Consider the following 17,635-nt stretch of genomic DNA (forward strand, 5'->3'; position numbering starts at 1 on the left):
TCAGGACTCCTGAATAAGCTGTACGGTGTCAAGTTGGGATTGGCGCTGCCCCTGTCCAAGTTGCAGTAATGCCGGCAGTAAAATCAGAGTAAACAGGGCACTAAAGGCCATGCCGCCGACGATAACAGTGGCGAGGCCCCGGTAAATCTCCGAGCCGACCCCGGGCACCAGCATCAATGGCAGCATGCCGAATAAGCTGGTTAAGGTACTCATGTACACCGGGCGAGCGCGGATTTGCACGGCCTGCGCTACTGCATCGGTCAGGGGCAGGCCCTGACGCTGACCATAACGGGTCTGATCTACCAGTAAGATGGCATTATTGACCACCAGACCGAGCAGAATAATAAAGCCAATCATGGTCAGCAGATCCAATGACTGGAAGGTGAACAGATTCAGCAGCCACAGTGCCAGTACCCCGCCCGCCACTGCCAGCGGCATGACCGTCAGTACCAGCAGGCTGTCATAAGCCGAGCGGAATAATGCGGTCATCAGCAGGAACAGGATCACTATGGCGAGCAGGAAATTTTTGCCCATATCCGCGATGGCCTGCTGCATATCATTGGCATTGCCGCTGATCTGTATGCTGGCATCCAGTGGCAGTGCCTGACGAATAACGGGCAACACATGTTCGTCCAGTTGCTGCATGGCGTCTTGCAGAGACAGATTCTCCGGCGGATTCAGAATAATACTGACGGTACGCTTGCCATTTACCCGACGCAGTTGTGTCGGTCCGACCGTTCTTTGTACCTGCGCCAGTTCGCCCAGGGTTTGCAGCCCGGCTCTTGGCGTGTGTACTGGCATGGCTGATAACTCGTCTGGTGTCTGCCATTTGTCACCCCGCAAAATAAGGTTCATCCTGTCGTTGCCGTCGAAATACTCAGCGATAAACAATCCACCGCTTAAGGCTCTGACCATGTTGGCCACATCACCGCGATCCAGCCCGGCCTGCGCAATACGCCGGTCATCCGGTAGCAGGCGCAGTTCGGGTTCCGCCAGCATTAAACCTGGCACCGGCTGGGCACTCACCCCAGGCATATGTTGATTGATGACGGCAAGGCCGGTCTGGGCCGCGTTCATCAGGGCTTCCACATCCGGTCCCTGCAGATCGATATTTATTGAACGGCCGTTACCGCCACCCTGCACGTTAATCATCGAACCACGGAACATAAATACCTGGGTATCGGGTAAATCGTTAAGCACCTGGGTTCTGACCACCTGCATCAGTTCTTCTACCTGAGTTGGGTCGTCGGCATACACAAAACCACCACTGGCGCTGGGGCCAAAGGTATAGAAGTTATAGCTCTTTATTTTGGGTTGTTTGCTTCCTTGCAGATAAGGTGCCAGGCGCTGTTTAACCCGGTTGGCCAGCTCTTCCTCCAGAAAACTCAGACTGCCGCCCGGTGGCAGGTTAAAGGCGTAGAAGAAACCATCAATGGGAGCGCGTGGCATAAAGTCGGTTCTGGGGAGCAAACTTAGCGTTATCACCAGTGATACGCCCAGTAAGCCGCCAATCCAGGCTAGTCGCTTGCCCTGATGGCTGGTAAGACGCATGACCATGTTGCTTAGTTTCTGCCACAAATTTGCCAGGTTATCCTGCGCTGGCAAATCGCGAAGCAGGTAGTGGCTGGCCAGCGGAAGCACTGTGATAGCCCCCAGCATGGAGGCCATCACAGATACCGACAAGGTCAGGGCCAGGTCGGAAAACAATTGTCCTTCCACTCCCTGCATAAACAGGATAGGCAGAAAGATGGCCACGCTGGTGGCTGTGGAGGCAAACAGCGCGCCGGTGACTTGCCCGGCGCCGCGCAGTACCGCCTTTTTACTGTCCAGGCCTTCGGTGCGCAGCCTGACAATATTTTCCTGCACTATGATGGCGGCATCTAAAACCAGCCCCACCGCAAAAGCAATGCCTGCCAGGGATATTACGTTTAAAGAGCGATTCAGCAGACCAAGGGCCAGAAACGCCACCATAATGGAAAACGGGATAGTCAGGGCAATGATCAGGGTGGCCCGCCAGCCGCGCAGGAAATACCAAAGTATTGCCAAAGCCAACAAAACCCCAAGGCCGAGATTGCTCTTGACCAGAATCAGAGCATTGCGAATATGTACTGAGGAGTCAAAACTCAGATCGATCATCAATCCCTGCTCGGCCAACGGGCCAGCATTGAGTTCATCAATGGCCAGATTGATATTGTCCAGTAGCGCGACCGTGTTGGCATCGCTGTCTCGGCTGATAGTGATATAGTAGGCTGGCGCGCCGTTTCTAAGCGTAAAGCCAAACCTGTCTACCAGGGTGTCTTCGATGCTGGCAATATCACTTAGATAGACCGGCCGTTCATTACGATAGGCCAGGATCATGTTACCTAAGTCGCTGACCTGATACTGACCGGCAAAACGTATGGTGTACTGGCGTCTTCCCACATCAGCAAAACCACCAGACACATCGGTGGAGCGGGCCACGGCCCGACTAATATCGCCTATGGCAATCCCCAGTGCTGCCGCTTTGTAGGGATCAAAGCTGATACGCAGCTCCCTGGGACGTTGACTGTTAAGATTTACCTGGGCGACGCCGGGAATGCGGGCCAGACGCGGCTCTACCACATCTTCAATAAACTGCTGGTACTGGGAGATATCTTCGGCGTCATTGCCTGGTGCCGTGCGCACCAGTAAGGATGCGGCATTCGGACCATTTTGCCCGCCACCGGCTGAGACAACAGGTTCAAAGGCATCCAACGGCAGCGGCGGTGCCTGATTAAGCCGGTTGATCACCTCCAGCATGGCCCGCTGCATATCTGTACCGACATCGTAGGTTAAGGTGATATTGCCAAAGCCGCGCTGGACACTGGTGGTCACATCAATCACCCCAGGCGCATTTTTGACGGCGTTTTCCAAAGGTTCAATTATCACCGATTCCATTTCTTCCGGTGCGGCGGAGCGCCATCCCGTGCCTATGCTGATTTGCGGCTGTTCTATGTCGGGTGTTAGCTGTATGGGCAGTTTTAGGGCAGCCAGCAGGCCAAACAGGCAGAGTAAGGCTGCCAGTACCAGCACGGCTGCCGGATTTTTTACGCTGGTTCGGGTCAGATTCATTGTTTTTATCGGGTGCAAGACAAGGTGTTCCGCTAAGCCTAGAGCTTGCTTAGTTTCAGGCTATGGCTGTTGCGACCAATTGCGGGTTGTTGCGATAAAAACTTGTGCTGTTAATGCTTTGTTACAGGTTGCAATATCTGCCGGGATGATTGGTTACAATTGATGGGCGTGAGGCGTGAGGCGTGAGGCGTGAGGCGTGAGGCGTGAGGCGTGAGGCGTGAGGCGTGAGGCGTGAGGCGTGAGACGAGAAGGACGTCGGAATGAATTCCGACCCACTGTGGGTTGGGCTTTAGCCCAACAGCGGCAGGCCACCAATCTCAAGTAAACTAACTGGCGGCCGCTCAGATAACAAAAAAACCGCCGGATGGCGGTTTTTTAAAGTCAGGCACTGATTATTTTTTCAGCGGCTGATATTTACGGGCATCATGGCCGGTGTACAACTGACGTGGACGACCGATTTTCTGACCTGGCTGGCTGAGCATTTCATGCCAGTGTGAGATCCAGCCCACAGTGCGCGCCAAGGCAAAAATACAGGTGAACATGTTGGTTGGAATACCAATGGCTTTCAAAATGATGCCAGAGTAGAAGTCCACATTGGGGAACAGCTTCTTGTCTTTAAAGTAAGGGTCTGACAGCGCAATGCGCTCCAGTTCCATGGCCACATCCAACAACGGATCCTGAATGTTCAGCTCGGCCAGTACTTCGTGGCAGCTTTCACGCATAACCGTTGCACGCGGGTCGTAATTTTTGTACACGCGGTGACCGAAACCCATCAGACGGAACGGATCGTTCTTGTCCTTGGCGCGCTCGATAAACTCAGGAATTCGATCCACTGAACCGATTTCTTCCAGCATGGTCAGGCAGGCTTCGTTGGCTCCACCATGTGCAGGGCCCCACAATGAGGCCACACCCGCTGCAATACAAGCATAAGGGTTGGCACCAGAAGAACCGGCCAGACGCACGGTACTGGTGGAGGCATTTTGTTCGTGGTCTGCATGCAAGGTGAAAATACGATCCATGGCGCGTACCACGGCAGCACTGGCCTGATAAGGTTCGGCCGGAACCGAGAACATCATATTCAGGAAGTTGGCCGCGAACGACAGGTCATTGCGCGGATAAACAAAGGGCTGACCGATGTTGTACTTGTAGCACATGGCTACCAGGGTCGGCATCTTGGCCACCAGACGATAACCACTACGCAAACGTTGTTCCGCATCGGAAATATCCAGGTCGTCATGGTAGAAGGACGACATGGCACCCACGGTACCGCACAACATCGCCATAGGATGCGCGTCGCGACGGAAACCGCGGAAGAAGTTGTTTACCTGGTCATGCACCATAGTGTGACGGGTAATGGTATTTTTGAACTGAGCATACTGCTCTGCATCTGGCGCTTCACCGTGTAGCAGCATGTAGCAGACTTCCAGATAGTCGGCATCACGTGCCAGGTCTTCAATAGAATAACCGCGGTGCAACAGGACGCCTTTCTCGCCATCTATATAAGTGATGGACGATTCGCAAGAACCGGTTGCCATAAAACCAGGGTCAAAAGTGAAGTAACCATTGGCGCCCAATGACCGAACATCGATCACATCATGGCCTGCTGTTCCGGATAGAATAGGGAGTTCGATTTCCTTGTCGCCTACCTTCAAGATGGCCTTTTGATCTGCCATAAGATGCTCTCCTTCAGATTGCTTCTGTGGTGGTGTGTTGGAACTTTCCCTGACTGATACGCAGGACGGTGACAGCCGGATTAAAGAGCGGAAAGTTCACACAGGCGTTTAAAAAGTGCCGCTATTTGTACTGATATTAGCGTGACAAGTCAATTTTAATGCGTTTATGGTCGATATCTATTCAACTAAAGTTTAGTGGTCATCGGCAGATTGTCGCCATAACCTAGCTGCAACGCTGTTGGCGTCATTCGAATATCAGCAGCGCCAGTCAAGTTTATGCGCCAGTGCGGTTGGTTGGCAAACTATTGGGTTTGTTTTATGTGGCAAAACTCTGGGGTGTTCCAGTGTACTGAGATGGCATGTGGCTTGTCTGAAAGGCCCCTTGAAAACTTGCAGGGTGGATTTCCTGGGCATTGGGTTAATTGGCTATGACTTAGTCCGCATTAATCTATTGAACAGGAAATAATCAAAATCCAAACAAGACGTTAGGGCGTAACAAAAATTGTAATTATGGCGCGGGCTGGATATACTTTGCGACGTTTAAGTAGCGGTGTTTGTAGCATTTTTTTAACAAATTTGGTGCGACACCCCGTCATACAAAAAGACAGCTTGAATCTTGAGACGGTTAATTTTGCGCAAGGCAGAATTAGCGACGAAGAACTCAACCCTTCCGGGGGTGTAACGGGCAACAAATCGTGAAAAAACAAAGACCAGTAAATTTACAACTCAATACGATTAGTTTTCCTCCATCTGCCATTGTTTCTATTTTGCATCGGGTAACAGGTGTTGCCATGTTCTTTGCCCTGATTTTCGTGATCTCGGCTTGGGCGGTATCCCTGACATCTGCAGAAGGTTTCGACTGTGTGGTGGAATGCATGAATGGCGTGTTGGGTAAGCTGATTGCCATCGGCACTATTTCTGCCTTCATTTATCATCTTCTGGGTGGCTTGCGCCACGTGGTGATGGATATGGGGCACTGGGAAGAACTGCAATCCGGTAACGCCAGCGCTAAAGCGGTGATTGCACTTTGGATTGTTCTGACAATCTTGGTGGGAGTAGTACTATGGTAACCAATCAGGCAAGTCTTAAACGAAACGGGGTGCAGGATTATCTTTCCCTGCGCACAACCGCCGCTATTATTGCCGCGTTCTTCCTTTATATGGCGTGGTTCTTTATTGCAACGCCACAGATTACCTATGATGTATGGCATAACCTGTTTGCCGGACTGGGGATGAAGGTCTTTACCCTGGCGGCGCTGGTTTCCATCATGATCCACGTACGCATCGGCCTGTGGCAGGTTCTGACCGACTACGTTAAGGCTCCAGCCTTGCGCGGTACTATTCAGTTCCTGTTGAATTTGTTGGCTTTTGCCTACGTTGCCGTAGGTCTGTTCGTATTGTGGGGTGTGTAAGTGACTATTCCAGTACATGAATTTGATGCAGTGGTAATCGGCGCCGGTGGCGCAGGCATGCGTGCCGCCCTGCAGATTTCCCAGTCCGGCAAGTCCTGTGCCTTGCTGTCCAAAGTGTTTCCAACCCGTTCCCACACCGTGTCCGCTCAGGGCGGTATTACGGTTGCACTGGGCAATGCCCATGATGACAACTGGGAATGGCATATGTATGACACGGTGAAAGGCTCCGATTATATCGGTGACCAGGACGCCATCGAATATATGTGTAAGACAGGCCCCGAAGCCATTATTGAGCTGGAAAATATGGGTCTGCCTTTTTCACGTTTTGAAAACGGTAAGATTTATCAGCGTCCGTTCGGCGGCCAGTCCAAAAACTTTGGTGGCGAGCAGGGCGCACGTACGGCCGCAGCGGCTGACCGTACCGGTCACGCTCTGTTGCACCTGCTGTATCAGCAGAACGTAAAGAACAAAACCAAGGTGTTCAGTGAATGGTATGCCCTGGATCTGGTGAAAAACCAGGACGGTGATGTGGTGGGCTGTACCGCCATTGATATCGAAACTGGCCAGGTGGTGTACTTCAAATCCAAAGCCGTAGTATTGGCCACCGGTGGTGCGGGCCGTATTTACGCCTCTACCACGAACGCCCATATCAATACTGGTGATGGCGTGGGCATGGCCCTGCGTGCTGGTGTTGCTCTGCAAGATATGGAAATGTGGCAATTCCACCCCACCGGTATCGCTGGTGCTGGTGTATTGGTTACCGAAGGTTGCCGTGGTGAAGGCGGTTACCTGCTGAACAAAGACGGTGAACGTTTTATGGAACGTTATGCGCCAAACGCCAAAGACCTGGCTGGCCGTGACGTGGTTGCCCGTTCCATGATGACCGAAATCCGCGAAGGTCGCGGTTGTGATGGTCCCTGGGGTGTGCATATCAAACTTAAGCTGGATCACCTGGGTAAAGAAGTGCTTGAGTCACGCCTGCCAGGTATTTTGGAGCTGTCCCGTACCTTTGCTCACGTCGACCCGGTTAAAGAGCCGATTCCGGTTATTCCAACCTGTCACTATATGATGGGTGGTATTCCCACCAATGTTGATGGTCAGGCTATTACCCTGGATGCCAATGGCAACGAAAAACTGGTCAACGGTTTGTTTGCCTGTGGTGAAATCGCTTGTGTATCCGTACACGGTGCTAACCGTCTGGGCGGTAATTCACTGCTAGACTTGGTGGTATTTGGTCGTGCAACCGGTCTGCACCTGGGTAAAGCGCTGGATGAGATTGCCCCCAGCCGTGAAGCTTCTCAAACTGATCTGGATGCGTCGCTGGCACGTTTCAATCGTTGGGAAAGTTCTGAAGCCGGTAAAGGCGAAGATCCAGTACAAATTCGTAAAGACATGCAGAAGTGCATGCAATTGAACTTCTCTGTATTCCGTGAAGGGGATGCCATGGCTCAGGGTCTGGTTGAACTGAAGGAAATCAGGGAGCGTCTGCAACATGCTCGTCTGGATGACAAGAGCAGCGACTTTAATACCCAGCGTATCGAGTGTCTGGAGTTGGACAACCTGATGGAAACGGCCTATGCCACCGCAGTTGCCGCCAACTTCCGTACCGAGAGCCGTGGTGCCCATAGCCGCTTCGACTTCCCGGACCGCGATGATGAGAACTGGTTGTGCCATTCCATCTATCGTCCAGACACAGAGTCCATGAGCAAGCGTGAAGTGAACATGTCGCCTAAGCTACGTGAAGCCTTCCCGCCTAAAGCCAGGACTTACTAAGAGGAGCATGAAGTAGATGAAATTGAATTTCTCAATTTATCGTTACAATCCTGATGTGGACAATGCACCTCGGATGCAGGATTACCAACTGGAAGTGGAAGAAGGTCGGGATATGATGGTGCTGGATGCACTTATCCAGCTTAAAGAGCAGGACCCAACTCTTGCATTCCGTCGCTCTTGCCGTGAAGGGGTCTGCGGTTCAGACGGCCTGAATATGAACGGTAAGAACGGCCTGGCCTGTATTACGCCATTGTCTGCACTGGGTAAAGGCAAGCTGGTACTGCGTCCATTGCCTGGTCTGCCCGTTGTGCGTGACCTGGTGGTTGATATGAGCCAGTTTTACACACAGTACGAGAAGATTAAGCCGTTTTTAATCAATGACGATAAGCAGCCACCGGCCCGTGAATTCCTGCAGAGTCCCGAAGAGCGTGAAAAGCTTGACGGTCTGTACGAATGTATTTTGTGTGCCTGCTGCTCAACATCCTGTCCGTCGTTCTGGTGGAATCCTGACAAATTCATCGGCCCGGCTGGTTTGCTGCATGCCTACCGCTTCCTGGCCGATAGTCGCGACACGGCTACCGAAGAGCGTTTGAATGACTTAGATGATGCCTTCAGTGTATTCCGCTGCCACGGCATTATGAACTGTGTGAGTGTATGCCCCAAAGGATTAAATCCGACCAAGGCCATTGGTCAGATTAAATCCATGCTATTGCAACGGGCTGTTTAGTTAGACCGATTTCCTGCTGACAGGAGTTCGGTTGTGTGGAAGCTAAATAGCCATCCGTCAGGGATGGCTATTTTTTGTTTGGCGCGGTTTGCAGCAAGAGATCGGGCCAACGTCTCGGGAAGAGACATGTAAACTCAGGGACGATAGCAGTTTGTCGCAAACTGTACCGCCGTCAGTAGTGACGGACCTTTGGCTGGCACAAGGGTGCCAGTGTTGTAATTTAATTCCGGTCTTTTTGATTAAGGGACAAAAATGCTAGAAAGCGTGATGAAAGCATGGTGGGAATCTTCCCACATGGCTGGTGGAAACGCTGCTTACGTAGAAGAGATATACGAAGCATATCTTGACGATGCGCAAAGCGTATCGGAAGAGTGGCGCGCGATTTTTGACCAACTGCCCAAGGTAAACGGCGTTGAGCTGGAAGCCAAACACAGCCAGATCCGCGACCAGTTTCGCCATCTTGCCAAGCTAGGCCCGATGGGGCGTGTCGCCAAGGCCGTATCGGCTGCCAGTGGCGGTGACGAGAAACAAGTCAGAGTATTGCAACTTATCAATGCCTTCCGTTTCCGTGGCCATCAACATGCTAATCTGGATCCTCTCGGCCTGTGGCAACAGGAACGGGTGCGCGATTTGGAATTGTCTCATCACGAGTTGTCTGAAGCGGATTTTGAGACCACTTACAAAGTGGGTTCTTATGCTATCGGTCAGGACAGCATGCCGCTTGGCGAGTTGTTCAAGTCCCTTAATCGCACCTATTGCGGCAGCATTGGTGCAGAATATATGCACATTACCAACACCGAACAAAAGCGTTGGATTCAACAGCGTTTTGAATCGGTGCAGGCCAAGCCTGAATTTGACCGTGACACCAAGGTTAATATTCTGAAAGGCCTGGTGGCAGCAGATGGTATGGAAAAATACCTGGGCTCCAAATTCCCCGGTGCCAAGCGCTTCTCGCTGGAAGGTGGCGATGCGCTGATCCCCATGCTCAAGCAACTGATCACCCACGCTGGTAGCAACGGTGCCAAGGAAGTGGTCATTGGTATGGCGCACCGTGGTCGTTTGAATGTACTGGTTAACGTACTGGGTAAAAACCCTTCTGTGCTGTTTGACGAGTTTGCCGGTAAGCATGACGAGTCACTCGGCGCCGGTGACGTAAAATACCATGCTGGGTATTCATCTGATTTCGCCACCCCCGGTGGCAATGTGCACCTGGCGCTGGCATTTAACCCGTCGCATCTGGAAATCGTCAACCCGGTGGTGATGGGCTCGGTCAGGGCGCGTTTAGATCGCCGTGGCTGTAAAGACGGTTCCTCGGTGGTACCGGTGACCATTCATGGTGACTCGGCCATTGCTGGTCAGGGGGTAGTGCAGGAAACCTTTAATATGTCGCAGACCCGCGGCTTTAAGGTGGGTGGTACGGTACGTATCGTGATCAACAACCAGGTGGGTTTCACTACCTCTAAAACCGAAGATACCCGCTCCACCCAGTACTGTACCGATATCGCCAAAATGGTGCAGGCACCAATATTCCATGTGAATTCCGATGATCCGGAAGCCGTGGTGTTTGTTACCAAGCTTGCCATGGATTACCGCAATACCTTTAAGCGTGATGTGGTGATTGACCTGGTCTGTTATCGTCGTCATGGACACAACGAAGCCGACGAGCCGATGGTAACGCAGCCGTTGATGTACCAGAAAATTAGAAAGCATCCGGTACCGCGTGAAATTTATGCCGACCAACTGACCGCTGAAGGTGCGATTCAGAGCCACGAAGTGGAAAAACTGATCAGTGACTATCGCGCGGCATTGGATCACGGTGCCTGTGTGGTGGAAGAATGGCGCCCTATGACCGAACATTCAGTGGATTGGTCCACTTATCTTGGTCATGACTGGACCGTGCCCTACGATGGCAGCCTGACCGTGGATAAGCTACGCGAACTGGGTGATAAGCTGTGCAGCTATCCGGATAGCGTTAAGCTGCAAAGCCGGGTCAACAAGCTGTATGAAGATCGTAAGGCCATGATTGCCGGTGACAAACCACTGGATTGGGGGTTTGCCGAGCTACTTGCCTATGCCAGTATTGTCGAAGCCGGTACCCGTATTCGTATGACAGGTCAGGATTCCGGCCGTGGCACTTTTTTCCATCGTCATGCGGTTTTGCATAGTCAAGGCGATGGCTCTACCTATATGCCCCTTGAGCATGTGGGCGAAAGTCAGGGCCCGATTGAAATTTATGACTCGGTATTGTCAGAAGAAGCGGCCATGGCCTTTGAATATGGTTATTCCACTGCTGAGCCGGGCTGTCTGAATATCTGGGAAGCACAGTTTGGTGATTTCGCCAACGGTGCGCAGGTGGTGATTGACCAGTTTTTAAGTTCAGGTGAAGCCAAGTGGGGGCGTCTGTGTGGCCTGACCCTGCTGCTGCCGCATGGCTATGAAGGACAGGGACCTGAGCACAGCTCAGCCCGTCTGGAGCGCTTCCTGCAACTCTGTGCTGACCACAACTGGCAGGTGTGTGTGCCTTCAACCCCGGCGCAGGTATTTAATATGCTGCGCCGACAGGTGGTACGCCCTATGCGTAAACCGCTTATCGTCATGTCACCTAAATCCTTGCTGCGTCATCCGCTGGCCACATCCAGTCTGGAAGAGTTGGCCGATGGCACCTTTAAAAACGTAATTGGCGAGATTGATGACATTAACCCGGCCAATGTTAAGCGTGTGGTGTTGTGTTCCGGTAAGGTGTATTTCGACTTGCTGGATCAGCGTCGTAAGAGTGAACAAACCGACGTGGCCATTGTGCGCATTGAACAGTTGTATCCGTTCCCCCATGATGAACTGGCTGAAGTACTCAAGCCATACAGTCATGTGCAGGATTGGGTATGGTGTCAGGAAGAGCCGCAAAACCAGGGTGCCTGGTATTGCAGTCAGCACCATTTCTGGCAAGCCATTCCAGATGGCGCCAAGCTGAGCTATGCTGGCCGCGCTGCATCTGCTTCGCCCGCCGTGGGCTATGTTTCTGTACACAACCAGCAGCAAAAAGCCCTGGTTGATGACGCATTATCGATTAAATAAGGGACCCGTATGAGCATTGAAATTAAAGTACCGGTATTGCCCGAGTCTGTGGCAGACGCCACTATCGCTACCTGGCACGTTAAGCCCGGCGATAAGGTATCTCGCGACCAGAACCTGGTGGATATTGAGACTGATAAAGTCGTACTCGAAGTCGTGGCCCCGGCCGATGGCGTGTTGGCTGACATTCTTGAGGAAGAAGGCAGCACGGTATTGGCGGAACAGGTTATTGCCAAGCTGGAGGAAGGTGGTAAGGCTGCCGCAAAACCAGCCGGTGATGACAGCAAACAACAAAAAACCTCCTCCAGTGAAAGTGCCAAAGGTGAATCTGTGGAAATAAAAGTACCCGTACTGCCAGAGTCGGTGGCCGATGCCACCATTGCGACCTGGCATGTGCAGCCAGGTGAAGCGGTATCACGCGATCAAAACCTGGTTGATATCGAGACTGACAAAGTTGTGCTTGAAGTCGTTGCCCCGGCTGATGGCTCTCTGAGCGAAATCCTGGCCCAGGAAGGTGACACCGTGACCGCTGAGCAGGTGATTGCCAAGTTTGTGGCTGGTGCCGCCGCGGCCCCGGCTAAGGCCGAAGAAGCCAAAGCAGAAGCCGAAGATGACAATGACGCATTAAGCCCGTCTGTACGTCGTCTGCTGGCCGAAAAAGGTGTGGACGCCGCCAAGATAAAAGGTACGGGTAAAAATGGTCGTATCACCAAAGAAGATGTTGAGCAATTCCTGAAAGCTGGCGATGCGCCTGCTGCAAAAGCGCAAAGTGCCGAAGCACCTGCCGCCGCTCCTTTGGGTGAGCGCACCGAAAAACGTGTACCTATGACCCGTCTGCGTAAGACTATTGCGAATCGCCTGCTGGAAGCGAAAAACTCCACGGCCATGCTGACGACGTTCAACGAAGTCAACATGAAGCCGATTATGGACTTGCGTAAGCAATATCAGGACGTGTTCGAGAAGCGTCACGGTATTCGTCTGGGCTTTATGTCTTTCTATGTAAAAGCCGTAACCGAAGCTCTGAAACGTTTCCCTGAGGTGAATGCCTCTATTGACGGTGACGATATCTGCTACCACAACTATTTTGATATCAGCATTGCTGTGTCTACCCCACGTGGTCTGGTTACGCCGGTACTGCGCGACTGCGATCAACTGTCTGTGGCGGATGTGGAAAAAGGTATTAAAGATCTGGCTCTGAAAGGTCGTGACGGTAAGCTGTCTATGGCCGACCTGCAAGGTGGTAACTTCACCATCACCAACGGTGGTGTGTTTGGTTCACTGATGTCTACGCCGATTATCAATCCACCGCAAAGCGCGATTCTGGGCATGCACAAAATCCAGGACCGTCCTATGGCGGTAGATGGCAAGGTGGAAATCCTGCCAATGATGTACCTGGCCCTGTCTTATGATCACCGTATCATTGATGGCAAAGAGTCTGTTGGCTTCCTGGTGACTGTGAAGGAACTGTTGGAAGACCCGACACGCCTGTTACTGGACGTGTAAGCGCCAGTCAGGTTTGAAGTATAAGAGGTGAGGGGGCCGCGAGGCGTCCTCACCTTGGCGCTTCTGGAACGTGGATTGGGGTGACTCAGTCCTTTTGGCAGTGTCCCGTTGCAGGGGCTTTGCCGCAAATGCCTCCGGCAAGCTGATTGCCGGATAAGCGGTCGGAACTCAGGTTCCGGCGAATTCGTACTGCAAAAGCAGTTTTTTCTCAAAAAACGGAAAGAACACCATGAACTTGCATGAATATCAGGGCAAACAGCTATTTGCCGAGTATGGCTTACCCGTATCTGAAGGGTATGCTGCCGACACCCCACAGGCAGCAGTAGAAGCTGCCGAGCGCATTGGCGGCTCCGAGTGGGTGGTCAAGTGTCAGGTCCACGCCGGTGGCCGCGGCAAGGCCGGTGGTGTAAAGCTGGTTAAGACCAAAGACGAAATCCGTAACTTCGCCCAAAACTGGTTAGGTAAGAACCTGGTGACATACCAGACTGACGAGCATGGTCAGCCGGTAAACAAGATCCTGGTTGAGTCTTGTACCGATATCGAACAGGAGCTGTATTTAGGTGCGGTAGTTGACCGTGCTACCCGTCGTATCGTGTTTATGGCTTCTACCGAGGGCGGTGTGGAAATCGAGAAAGTGGCCGAAGAAACCCCTGAGAAAATTCTCAAGGCCGAAATCGATCCACTGGTAGGCGCACAGCCGTTCCAGGCCCGTGAAATTGCCTTCAAACTGGGCCTGCAAGGCGTACAGATCAAGCAATTCACCAATATCTTCCTGGGTCTGGCCAAGATGTTCGTTGACCTGGACATTGCGCTGCTCGAAGTTAACCCGCTGGTTATCAAGACTGACGGCAACCTGCACTGTCTGGATGCCAAAGTGGTGATCGACTCCAACGCCATGTACCGTCAGCCTAAACTGCGCGACATGCACGATCCATCTCAGGAAGATGCCCGTGAAGCGCAAGCTGCCAAGTGGGAGCTGAACTACGTTGCACTGGACGGTAACATCGGTTGTATGGTGAACGGTGCAGGTCTGGCCATGGGTACCATGGACATCGTTAAGCTGCACGGCGGCGCACCCGCGAACTTCCTGGATGTGGGCGGCGGCGCCACCAAAGAGCGCGTCACCGAAGCATTCAAGATCATCCTGTCTGACAGCAACGTACAAGCCGTGCTGGTGAACATCTTCGGCGGTATCGTTCGTTGTGACATGATTGCCGAAGGTATCATCGGTGCCGTGGAAGAAGTCGGCGTAAACGTACCTGTTGTTGTGCGTCTGGAAGGCAACAACGCCGAGCTGGGCGCCAAGAAACTGGAAGAATGTGAACTGAACATCATTGCTGCTGCCAGCCTGACTGATGCAGCGCAAAAAGTGGTAGCCGCAGCCGGGGGTGCAAAATGAGCGTTTTGATTAACAAAGACACTAAAGTCATCTGCCAAGGCTTTACTGGCGGTCAGGGCACATTCCACTCTGAGCAAGCCATTGCCTATGGTACGCAAATGGTGGGCGGTGTTACGCCTGGTAAAGGCGGTACTACGCACCTGGGTCTGCCGGTATTTGATACCGTTAAAGAAGCGGTTGCTGCCACTGGCGCCACGGCGTCTGTTATCTACGTACCTGCGCCTTTCTGTAAAGACTCTATCGTTGAAGCGGCAGATGCCGGTATTGAGCTGATTGTGTGTATCACCGAAGGTATCCCCACTATCGATATGCTGTTTGTGAAGGAGTACATCACGCAGAAAGGTGTACGTATGATCGGTCCAAACTGCCCAGGTGTGATCACCCCTGGAGAGTGTAAGATTGGTATCATGCCTGGTCACATTCACAAGCCGGGTAAAGTGGGTATCGTATCCCGTTCAGGTACGCTGACCTATGAAGCGGTTAAACAAACCACTGATGAAGGCTTCGGCCAGTCCACTTGTGTGGGCATTGGTGGTGACCCTATCCCAGGTTCTAACTTCATCGATATCCTGAAGTTGTTCCAGGAAGATCCGCAAACCGAAGCCATCATCATGATCGGTGAAATCGGCGGCACGGCTGAAGAAGAAGCGGCGGCATTCATCAAAGAAAACGTCACTAAGCCAGTGGTTTCCTACATTGCCGGTGTCACTGCACCTCCAGGCAAGCGTATGGGCCACGCCGGTGCCATCATCTCTGGTGGTAAAGGCACGGCGGATGAGAAATTCAAAGCCCTGCAAGACGCTGGTGTGACTACCGTGCGTTCTTTGGCCGATATCGGTAAAGCGCTGCGCGAGCGTACTGGCTGGTAAACAGCAGTTACGCGCTTCGGGCCGCTAGATGCGAGCTTCAAGCTAAAAGTCAAAAACCCGCTTCGGCGGGTTTTTTTGTTTTTTACCGCTGCGGCGCTGTGAGCGCTGAGATTTTAATAGCATTAATGGAAAACCACAGAGGCACAGAGGGCACGGAGCAGGGCTTTTTGAGGCTTTTAACTCTGTGTTCTTTGTGCCTCTGTGGTTATTATCGTTTTGTTGGGCTGCGGGTCAACTGACGCTGTTCAATCTAAAAGTTTCACCAACAGGAAACTTTTCTCGCAGAGCCGCTGAGAACCCAGAGGCATTAAAAGCACTAAATACCTCGGCGAGCTTTTCTCTGCGCCCTCTGCGTCACCGTGAGAGGTATTCCAACATCGGCCGAAGGTTGGCTTGTGTCTTTTCGTGTAGTTGGTGGTCGTCCATTTTATTAAAACGAAGGGCGATGGAGATCGCCCACTCTTCGTGTTCTTCTGATCTTCGTGGTAGAGCGATAGTCACCTGTGAAAGGCTTGGATACCTTACGCCCCTGTCATATATGAAACGCCGTTCGTGGCGCGCCAGGTGAAGCTGTTCAATCTAAATAGTTTCACCAACAGGAAACTTTTCTCGCAGAGCCGCTGAGAACTCAGAGGCATTAAAAACACTAAATACCTCGGCGAGCCTTTCTCTGCGGTCCCTGCGTCACCGCGAGAGGTATTCCTAAATCGGCCGAAGGTTGGTTTGTGCTTCTTTTTGTAGTTCGACCGACCGGGAATTTTTTAGCGGGGGTCAAAGCGCCCCCTGAAAAGGAGTCATAGTGAAAACAAGTGGATCAGATTTCAATTGTTGGAGTGGATCAGTTTTGCATTGTTGGTAACAGTATTCTTCTGATCTTCGTGGTAGAGCGATAGTCACCTGTGAAAGGCTTGGATACCTGACGTCCTTGTCTTATATGACACGTCGTCCGTGGCGTGCCAGTCCCATTTCTTTACTGCGCGGTAAATAAACGAGACGCAAAGAAAGCGCGCCCGCTGGATTCCCAACTACGTCAGTCCAGGGCACTACTAAAAGGCGGTGTGAAAAAGTTTTGATTTACGGCTTCCTGCCTTCAATCAAAAGTCCACTTCGGGCATCCTCTGCCCTCTCGATAGCATCTGAATTTGCTGCGCGCTCTCGCAGATTCCGGGCGATGCCATCCCAGACGCGTCTTCCACTCAATTTTCTCCCAGCAAATTGCCCGCCTTTTAGCAGCCCCCTGAACCGACTGGGAATTTTTTAGCGGGAGTCAAAGCGGCTCGGGCCGCTTAGGGGGATACAACAGTTGATGTATCAGGCATTGATATTGTTGTTCAGTTGCACTGGCGGTAGTGACAAATCGTGTAAAAACAAAGCATTCCATTAGAATACAATTTCCATTAGCATCAACCGGACCAAGAACAAGATCTATCAGACCGTCCAACAGACGTTTATCTGTCACGGACGACATGACAGATAAAACGCTAAACTATTAGGCATTTCAAGGAGACACAATCCTATGTCAGATTATTCTCTCAATCTGTCGAAGGAGCATCTAGCATTCGCGGCCACGATGCTTAGTCTTGCATGGGCAATATTTTCTTGGACGTACCAGAATCGGTCGGTTGCGCTACGAGACAAGATCAAGTCGGATCTAGAGATTCTGGAGAAGTTGAAAGTAGCGTTTGGTGAAGGCCATGAAACTACAAAGCAGGCAGAGCAATATGTGCTTGGGTTGCTTGCGCAGCAATATGCCAATGACTCATCTAGACCGGCAGTATTTATCTCGTGGCCGGATCTAGCACTAGGAATTTTTCTACTGGTTGTCGCAGGAGTGTGGGCCAGCTTAGGGGAAATGCAAAGTTGGCATACTTACGTTGCTATCATAATGGTTTTTGTGGCTTTTGGTGCATTTCTTAATGCTTTTGATCGTAACGCACGGCAATGGCGAAATGCCTAACAAGTGCCATCAAAAACACGCCCTTTGGGCGCTCGACTCGCTACACGTTGCTCGCGTTTGTGGCGGGCGTTATATTTCATAGGTCCGCATGACGATCTTTTTCTATACAAAGACAGATGAGTTTGGCGAATTCAGTAACTTCTCAAAGTTCGGTGTTGAGATGG

The 17,635-nt window shown here is 51.9% G+C and carries 11 protein-coding genes; 9 read left to right on the plus strand and 2 right to left on the minus strand.

Annotation, left to right across the window (positions count from 1 at the left end; translation table 11 throughout):
- Entirely contained in the window at positions 1-3,090 is a 3,090-nt protein-coding gene (locus CSR04_RS04365; RefSeq protein ID WP_102795038.1) for an efflux RND transporter permease subunit, read from the minus strand.
- 392 nt (positions 3,091-3,482) lie between these two features.
- Positions 3,483-4,763: a citrate synthase gene (locus CSR04_RS04370; RefSeq protein ID WP_102795039.1), complete on the minus strand. Its 1,281-nt coding sequence runs from the start codon at positions 4,761-4,763 to the stop codon at positions 3,483-3,485.
- Positions 4,764-5,458: 695 nt separating this feature from the next.
- Here CSR04_RS04370 and sdhC point away from each other — a divergent pair.
- The 9 genes from sdhC to CSR04_RS04415 all read left to right on the plus strand — a co-directional run bounded on the left by sdhC (position 5,459) and on the right by CSR04_RS04415 (position 17,471).
- Entirely contained in the window at positions 5,459-5,833 is a 375-nt protein-coding gene (gene sdhC, locus CSR04_RS04375) for a succinate dehydrogenase, cytochrome b556 subunit (protein ID WP_102795040.1), read from the plus strand.
- Complete coding sequence (sdhD, locus tag CSR04_RS04380) at positions 5,827-6,174, plus strand: succinate dehydrogenase, hydrophobic membrane anchor protein (protein ID WP_102795041.1); 348 nt, start codon at positions 5,827-5,829, stop codon at positions 6,172-6,174. The genes sdhC and sdhD overlap by 7 nt, the downstream gene beginning before the upstream one ends.
- Complete coding sequence (gene sdhA, locus CSR04_RS04385; protein ID WP_102795042.1) at positions 6,175-7,947, plus strand: succinate dehydrogenase flavoprotein subunit; 1,773 nt, start codon at positions 6,175-6,177, stop codon at positions 7,945-7,947.
- Between the two features lie 16 nt (positions 7,948-7,963).
- The gene (locus CSR04_RS04390) at positions 7,964-8,674 is read left to right on the plus strand and encodes a succinate dehydrogenase iron-sulfur subunit (protein ID WP_102795043.1); all 711 of its coding nucleotides are present in this window, start codon (positions 7,964-7,966) and stop codon (positions 8,672-8,674) included.
- A 252-nt stretch (positions 8,675-8,926) separates the two neighbouring features.
- Positions 8,927-11,746 (plus strand): 2-oxoglutarate dehydrogenase E1 component, encoded by a 2,820-nt coding sequence (locus tag CSR04_RS04395; RefSeq protein ID WP_102795044.1) that lies wholly within the window; start codon positions 8,927-8,929, stop codon positions 11,744-11,746.
- 9 nt (positions 11,747-11,755) lie between these two features.
- A complete protein-coding gene (odhB, locus tag CSR04_RS04400) occupies positions 11,756-13,246 on the plus strand; it encodes a 2-oxoglutarate dehydrogenase complex dihydrolipoyllysine-residue succinyltransferase (protein ID WP_102795045.1) in 1,491 nt (496 codons plus the stop codon).
- Positions 13,247-13,475: 229 nt separating this feature from the next.
- Complete coding sequence (gene sucC, locus CSR04_RS04405) at positions 13,476-14,645, plus strand: ADP-forming succinate--CoA ligase subunit beta (protein ID WP_102795046.1); 1,170 nt, start codon at positions 13,476-13,478, stop codon at positions 14,643-14,645.
- Positions 14,642-15,514, plus strand: a complete 873-nt coding sequence (gene sucD / locus CSR04_RS04410) for a succinate--CoA ligase subunit alpha (RefSeq protein ID WP_102795047.1) — start codon at positions 14,642-14,644, stop codon at positions 15,512-15,514. Before sucC ends, sucD begins: the two co-directional genes overlap by 4 nt.
- Positions 15,515-17,030: 1,516 nt before the next feature.
- On the plus strand, positions 17,031-17,471 hold the full coding sequence (locus CSR04_RS04415; RefSeq protein WP_102795048.1) for a hypothetical protein: 441 nt from the start codon (positions 17,031-17,033) through the stop codon (positions 17,469-17,471).
- Positions 17,472-17,635 lie beyond the last annotated feature (164 nt).

It is taken from the genome of Bowmanella denitrificans, assembly GCF_002887595.1.
GTDB lineage: Bacteria > Pseudomonadota > Gammaproteobacteria > Enterobacterales > Alteromonadaceae > Bowmanella > Bowmanella denitrificans.

Excerpts from the sequence above, each read along its gene's own strand:
- CSR04_RS04365 (WP_102795038.1), bottom strand. The coding sequence starts at position 3,090 with ATGAATCTGACCCGAACCAGCGTAAAAAATCCGGCAGCCGTGCTGGTA.
- CSR04_RS04370 (WP_102795039.1), bottom strand. The coding sequence starts at position 4,763 with ATGGCAGATCAAAAGGCCATCTTGAAGGTAGGCGACAAGGAAATCGAA.
- sdhD (WP_102795041.1), top strand. The coding sequence starts at position 5,827 with ATGGTAACCAATCAGGCAAGTCTTAAACGAAACGGGGTGCAGGATTAT.
- CSR04_RS04390 (WP_102795043.1), top strand. The coding sequence starts at position 7,964 with ATGAAATTGAATTTCTCAATTTATCGTTACAATCCTGATGTGGACAAT.
- CSR04_RS04395 (WP_102795044.1), top strand. The coding sequence starts at position 8,927 with ATGCTAGAAAGCGTGATGAAAGCATGGTGGGAATCTTCCCACATGGCT.
- odhB (WP_102795045.1), top strand. The coding sequence starts at position 11,756 with ATGAGCATTGAAATTAAAGTACCGGTATTGCCCGAGTCTGTGGCAGAC.
- sucC (WP_102795046.1), top strand. The coding sequence starts at position 13,476 with ATGAACTTGCATGAATATCAGGGCAAACAGCTATTTGCCGAGTATGGC.
- sucD (WP_102795047.1), top strand. The coding sequence starts at position 14,642 with ATGAGCGTTTTGATTAACAAAGACACTAAAGTCATCTGCCAAGGCTTT.
- CSR04_RS04415 (WP_102795048.1), top strand. The coding sequence starts at position 17,031 with ATGTCAGATTATTCTCTCAATCTGTCGAAGGAGCATCTAGCATTCGCG.